The organism is Lelliottia jeotgali, from assembly GCF_977070485.1.
Window position 1 is genome coordinate 149210 of record NZ_CDRVFO010000014.1, and the last position, 6823, is coordinate 156032.

The following is a 6823-nucleotide window of genomic DNA, read 5'->3' on the forward strand; positions in this document are numbered from 1 at the left end:
TGGTCGACGGGTACGCAGTGGAGTGACTATAAGGTAATAAGAAAAATAATTTAAATATCGTTAATGAATAACGATATTAGGGTGGCAGCTGTATGCCGGGTAAGCAGGCAAGTACAGCGGATTAAATCAACCCGCCCTCCTCCTCGTCCTCGATCAGATTGTTCAAGCTGCCGAGCGCCTTGCGCGCAGTGGAGCGACTGAGCAGCTTGGCCTGGGCGCCAGGCGGCAGGTCGGTGATGCTGAACACGCCTTTGGCAGTCAGCACCTCGATCAAGTCTTCAAGCACCCGGATCATGTCCAAGTCGCTCTGCTTCAGCTGCTTCAGGCTGTTTTCGACGACATCGTCAGCAAACCACTCCTGTATCTCGGCATGATCTGCCGGGAGGATCTCCGTATGTTCGGCATAAGGTGCAGCTTCTACCCGCAGCAACTGGCCCTCGGCGTCGCGTTGCACGTAGAACATGGCGTCGTCCCTCGTCACGATGGTTCCTTGTTGGTAGTCAGCAGCATAGGCAAAGTTCATCGGGCATGACAGCCCGGCGCAGAAGTATGCGCTGCACGAAGATGCCAGAAAAGACCGCTCTGCGCGGTGGCCCGGGAGGCCACCGCGCAGACGGGATCAGGAGTTATCGATCTTGATGGTGGGGTCTGCTCCGCTGATCAACGAGTTGACCGTGGTATTGGACCAGTTGACCCCTTCCAGTTTGATAGACACATCGGCATTGGCCAGGCCACCCGCTGCGTTGAGCTTACCTTCGGTGCTGACCTGCAAGGTCGAGGAACCATCGACGGTGGTAATCTTCAGGAAGTTGTCGATAGTGCTGGCCTTCTCACCCTGCAGCAGGTCGCGCAGATCGAGACGGTCACCCTCGCTGACTTTGAAGTCCTTGATCACGTCACTGCCAATGTCACCGGACTTCCACACGAAGGTGTCGGCACCGCTGCCACCGATCAGCATGTCGTTGCCTTGGCCGCCGATCAGGGTGTCGTTGCCAGTACCGCCCAGCAGCATGTCATTACCTTTGCCGCCATCGAGGGTGTCATTACCCCCTTGGCCGAAGAGGATGTCATTGCCTGCGCCCCCCATCAGGGTGTCGGCGCCATCATTGCTGCCCGCAACATCGAACTCGGTGTAATGCTCGTTGATGTACTTGTGCATTGCCCGCGCATCGACATCACCCGCATCGACACCGAGTTTGTTGGCCACATAACCCTGGATTGCCTCTACACCAGTGCCGGCGACCGTAGAGAAGGTCAGCAAGTCGCCAAAGATAATGTCGTTGCCGTCACCACCGTTGACCGTGTCGTTGCCCGGCTGGGTGACTTCGGTGTGGCCGAGGATGGCGTCTGCCAGTTTGCTTGGGTCGATGTTGGCCTGTGGTTTGCCATCGGAGTCATAGGGCTTCAGGTCGTCCTTGTTCACGCCACTGTTCAGGCCTATTGCCTCCACATCGGACAAGCCAGAGAGGATCTTGAAGCTATCAGTCGAGTTGTTGGTGGTTGCCCGGTCTGTCGAGTTGCCCGTGCCGTCTCGGGTCGACAGCTCGTATCCACCATTACCCTCGGCATGGATAGTGGCTGTGCTCTGAGTAGACCATTTGTAGTAGTAGCCCGTGTTCCAGCTCCAGTCCAACTCGCGAACCTGCATGGTCAACTTGCCGCTGCTGTCGATCGAGAGACGATTGTTGGTATCCAACTGATAGTTGGTAACGGTATCGCCCATCTTGTAGTTGATCGACGACAGGAACGTGTCGAGCTTGACGTTGGTGTTGCCCAGGTTCGGGTTGGCCTGTTCACTCGTCTGGTAATAGGTCGGCTCACCGTCAGTGATGAAGAATGTCTGGTTACTACCAGTGCTACCTGCAGCCTTGAGGTTCGCGAACCAGTTGGCTGTCGTTTTGAAGGCATCCTCATAGTTGGTGCCGCCATTGGAGTTCAACGTGCCCAGCGCACTCAGCAGGGTTTTCAGGCCCGCATCGTTGAGGGTCACCGATACGCTGCTCTTGACCTGGGTTGCAAAGTCGACCAACAGAATATTCACCGTCCCGGACTGTGCGCCCTTGACGCTTGCAGCCAAGGTCTTGAATACCGACTCCAGCGATTTCTTCGCAGCATCGACGCCCGAAGAGCCCATGCTGCCCGAGGTGTCGACGATGAAGGCGATGTTGTAGTCCTGGCCTGGTACCACGTGCAGGCCGCTGACATCCGCGACCACGATGTCATTGCCATCGGTGCCAGTGATGCTGTCGCTGTCGGACGACAGGTTGCTGGTGGTGTACGACTGCGGGTAGACCGTGACCTTGATGCTGCCTTCGCTGGTCGCAGTGCTGCCGCCAACGCTTTCGGTGGCCGTCGAGGTGACTTTCACATCGAACTGGCCGGAGTAATAGGCCGGCGGCTTGATGGTCAGGCTGCCCAGATTCCAACCCGTGACATCTACCGCACTGGCACCAACGGTGAAGGTATGGCCTGCATTATCGGCAACCACGGAGCCTGCCGGTATGCCGTTTAGCTTGACGCTCAGGCTCTCGGAGCCGTCGGTGTCGGTCAGCGCGGTACTGATGCCTACCAGCTTGACCGGCGCACCATTCTCGCCGCCTTCGTTGAGCTTGTAGCCGTCGTAGTAACCCACGCCGTTGCTGCCATGCAGGTCGGACACCGTGACCCCGGCGTTGGCCAGCGCGGCGAGGTTCGGGTACATCGGGATGTTGGCGCTGCTAAGGTCAGTGATTGCACCGTTACCCACCTTGATGTTGACGTCGAGGCTGCCTGGCCCTGCCTGGTTGGCGTTGTAGATCTCCAGGGTGTAATAGCCGCTCGTGGTTGGGGTGTAGCTGCCGGAAATGCTGCCGCTGGCCGAGCCCCAGGTACCGCCGGCGACGTTCTTGCCGCCGATGACGATCTGCAGGCTGTCGTCGGCGGTGCCGCTGAAGGTGTAGGTCTTGCCGGCCTCCAGATAGATCAGGCCTGAGGTCTTCGAGCCCGACCCCGGGGTGACGGTGGCCGTGGTGTCGACAGTGGTCACCTGCTCGCTCTTGCCGGCGTTGCCGGAGTTGGCGAACACGTTCTTCAGTGCGTCGCCCGTGATGCCATTGCCGTTGGTGCCCAGGCCAGTGAGGCTGGTCCAGGTTTCCTTGGTCAGGCCCAGCGAGTTGACGTTGTTGCTGCCAATGCTCAGGTCCGGCTTGTCGGCCATCGGTGTGATATCGACCTTCAGCGTGGCTTCGCTGCCCGTGCCCTTGCCATCGGTAGGCGCGTACTTGATCTGCGCGTAGTCCGCCTGCTTGTTGCCCACACCGGTACCACCGTAGCCATCGACACCCGACTGGTTAGCCACGGGAACGAACTTGAGCTTGCCGGCGGCGATGTCGGCCTGGCTGATGGTCTGGCCTGCCTTCACATCGACCCAGCTGGTGCCGTTGTACAGCTTCACAGTACCGGCCCCCGGCAGCTGGGTGATGGTCACCCCGAGGCTGGTGAGCGAGGAATCGACATCGCTGATGTTGAAGTCGCTCCAACCCAGCACCAGGTCGGTGTCCTCGGTTCCGGTGACCGCTCCGCCAGTGGTGGTGGGCACGTCGTTGACCGCCACGACATTGACCGTGGTGGTCGCCGTATTCGATGTGTTCACACCGTCGGTCACCGTGACCGTGATGATCCGAGGGGCGGTGCTCGGGTCTTCACTGGTGTTGATGAAGGTGATGTTCTTGATCGCCTGGATGTAGTCAGCCAGCGAAGCGGTTCCGCTCAGGGTCAGGACCACCTTGCCATCGGTGCTGTTGGCATTGATCGAGATGCCATTGACGCTGTTGCCCAGGTTCAGGGCATCGCCTGGCTGGCGATTGGTCAGGGTCACCGTCGCGCCGGTCAGCATCGAGCTGTCGAAGTCGGTGATCGACACGTCGATATCGCCGATCGAAACACCGCTGCCTGGCTGGTTTTCGGTGAACGTGGTCTGGTAGTCGGCGCCGGTCTTTCCGCTCGAATCGTTGGCGTCCAGGTCCAGAACAGGCGCCGGCTCGAAGATCTGGGTGGTGACGCTACCAGCGCTACCGCTGACCGCCAGGTTTTCGAAGTTGCCGCCGGTGGCCGAGTCGATCTTGACGGTGAACTGCTCGGTACCTTCGGTGACATTGTCCTTGATTGTCGGGATGGTGAAGGTGGCTGAGTTGCTGCCGGCTTTGATCGTTACGATGGCCACACCGGTGTAGTCGGCACCATTGGCGGCGGTGCCGGAATACGAAAGCTTCACCGTCACATCGGTTTGCGCATTGTTGCTGAGGTTCAGCGTGTAAGTTGCGTTGCCGCCTTCGGCAACAGCGGTTGTACCACTGATGCTCAGGGTGGTCGTCTGGAGGGTGTCGGTCACGGCGGTTACCGCTGCCGTGTTACTGACGACAAGGTTCTCGAAGTTGCCACCGGAAGTCCCGGTAATTTTCGCCGACACGTCACCTGCATCGATGTACACATCCTCACCGGGCGCGGCGACAATTACCGAACCTGATGTTTTGCCTGCTGCAATGTTGATGGTCTGGCCATTGCTCAGGGTGACCGTCATCGCCGTGCCTGCCGGGTTGCTCAACGTGGCGGTGTAGGTGATCTGGCCACCTTCGGCGACCGTGGGCGTGGCGCTGAGGGTCAGGCTGGTATTGTCGAGGGTGTCGGTGACCTTGGTCACCGCGTAAGCGCCGTCGACTGCCAGCAATTCGAAGTCGCCGCCGGTGCTTCCGTCGATCTTGACCTGTACCGAGCCGGCATCGATGTAGGGATCATCGCCGGGCGCGTTGAGGGTGATGCTGCCTTCGGTCTGACCTTTGGCGATGGAGATGGTCTCGCCATTGCTCAATTTGATGGTCATGTCAGAACCGGCCTTGTTGGACAAGGTTGCGGTATAGGTGATCTTGCCGCCTTCGGCGACCGTTGGCGTCGCGCTCAGGACAAGGCTCGTGGTGTCCTTGGTACCTGCCACATCCGTTACCGTCGTTGACGGGGAGCCGGCGGTGACCAACTTCTCGTAATTGCCGCCGTCAACCTTGGTGATGCTGTTGGTCAGCGCGGTGTTGGTGTTGTACACGTTGTTCGGTGCGGTGAAGTTGACCGAGCCGGACGACTCACCGACACCGATGGTGATGCTCTGACCGTTGGCCAGGGTGACCACGAGTGGGCTGCCGGTGACTGGGGCCGACACGGACGCGGTGTACACCACGGTGCCGCCCTCGACCACGCTTGGAGTGGCGGTCAGGGTCACCGTGCTGGTATCGAGGGTGTCGCTGACGTTGGTCACGGCCTCAGCCGGGTTGACTGCGAGGTTCTCGAAGTCACCACCGGTGGTACCAGTGACGGTCGCTTTGACCTGGCCGGCGTCTTTGTAGACGTCATCGGCGGGTGCAGCGACGGTCACTTGGCCAGTGGTCTGGCCGGCCGCGATGTTGATAGTTGCGCCGTTGCTCAGGGTCACGGTCATCGCCGTGCCGGCGGGATTGCTCAGCGTGGCGGTATAGACGATCTGACCGCCTTCAGCGACATCGCCGGTCGCGCTCAGCACCAGGCTGGTGGTCGCCTGGGTAGCGGGACTGTCGGTAACCGTCGTGGTTGGAGTACCTGCGGTATCCAGCTTCTCGTAATTACCGCCGTCGACCTTGGTGATGCTGTTGGTCAGCGGTGCATTGGTGTTGTAGACGTTGTTTGGTGCGGTGAAGTTGACCGAGCCGGACGACTCACCGACACCGATGGTGATGCTTTGACCATTGGCCAGGGTGACCACGAGTGGGCTGCCAGTGACCGGAGCGCTAACCGACGCCGTGTAGGTGACCACGCCACCTTCAACCACTGAAGCATTCGCCGTCAGGGTCACGGTCGACGTGTCGAGGGTATCGCTGACATTGGTCACGGCCTCATCCGGGTTGACTGCGAGGTTCTCGAAGTCACCACCGGTGGTACCAGTGACGGTCGCTTTGACCTGGCCTGCGTCTTTGTAAACGTCATCAGCCGGGGCGGCGACGCTTACTTGGCCAGAGGTTTGGCCGGCCGCGATATTGATGGTAGCGCCATTGCTCAGCGTTACGGTCATCGCCGTGCCCGCTGGGTTGCTCAGCGTGGCGGTGTAAACGATCTGACCGCCTTCAGCGACATCGCCAGTCGCGCTCAGCACCAGGTTGGTGGTCGCCTGGGTAGCCGGGCTGTCGGTGACCGTCGTAGTTGGAGTACCGGCGGTGTCGAGCTGTTCGTAATTACCGCCGTCGACCTTAGTGATGCTGTTGGTCAGCGGGGTATTGGTGTTGTAGACGTTGTTTGGCGCGGTGAAGTCGACCGAGCCGGACGACTCGCCGACGCCGATGGTGATGGTTTGGCCGTTAGCTAGGGTCACGACCAGCGGCGAACCAGTAACAGGTGCGCTAACCGAGGCGGTGTAGGTCACCACGCCACCTTCAATTACCGAAGCATTAGCGGTCAGGGTCACCGTGCTGGTATCAAGGGTGTCGCTGACATTGGTCACGGCCTCAGCCGGATTGATCGCGAGGTTCTCGAAGTCACCACCGGTGGTGCCGGTGATGGTCGCTTTGACCTGGCCGGCGTCTTTGTACACGTCATCAGCCGGGGCTGGAACAGAGACCGTGCCAGTGGTCTGGCCGGCCGCGATGTTGATAGTTGCGCCGTTGCTCAGGGTCACGGTCATCGCCGTGCCGGCGGGATTGCTCAGCGTGGCGGTATAGACGATCTGACCGCCTTCGGCGACATCGTCGGTGGCGCTCAGCACCAGGTTGGTGGTGGCCTGGGTAGCCGGGCTGTCGGTGACCGTCGTAGTTGGAGTACCGGCGGTGTC

2 protein-coding genes are annotated in these 6823 nt (G+C 60.1%); both read right to left on the minus strand.

Annotated elements, in window-relative coordinates:
* Positions 1–121: 121 nt before the first annotated feature.
* Positions 122–481, minus strand: a complete 360-nt coding sequence (locus tag ACW4TB_RS20395; RefSeq protein WP_196997197.1) for a hypothetical protein — start codon at positions 479–481, stop codon at positions 122–124.
* A gap of 138 nt (positions 482–619) precedes the next feature.
* Positions 620–6823: immunoglobulin-like domain-containing protein (locus ACW4TB_RS20400; protein ID WP_455843060.1), on the minus strand; the 6204-nt coding region annotated here is incomplete at its 5' end.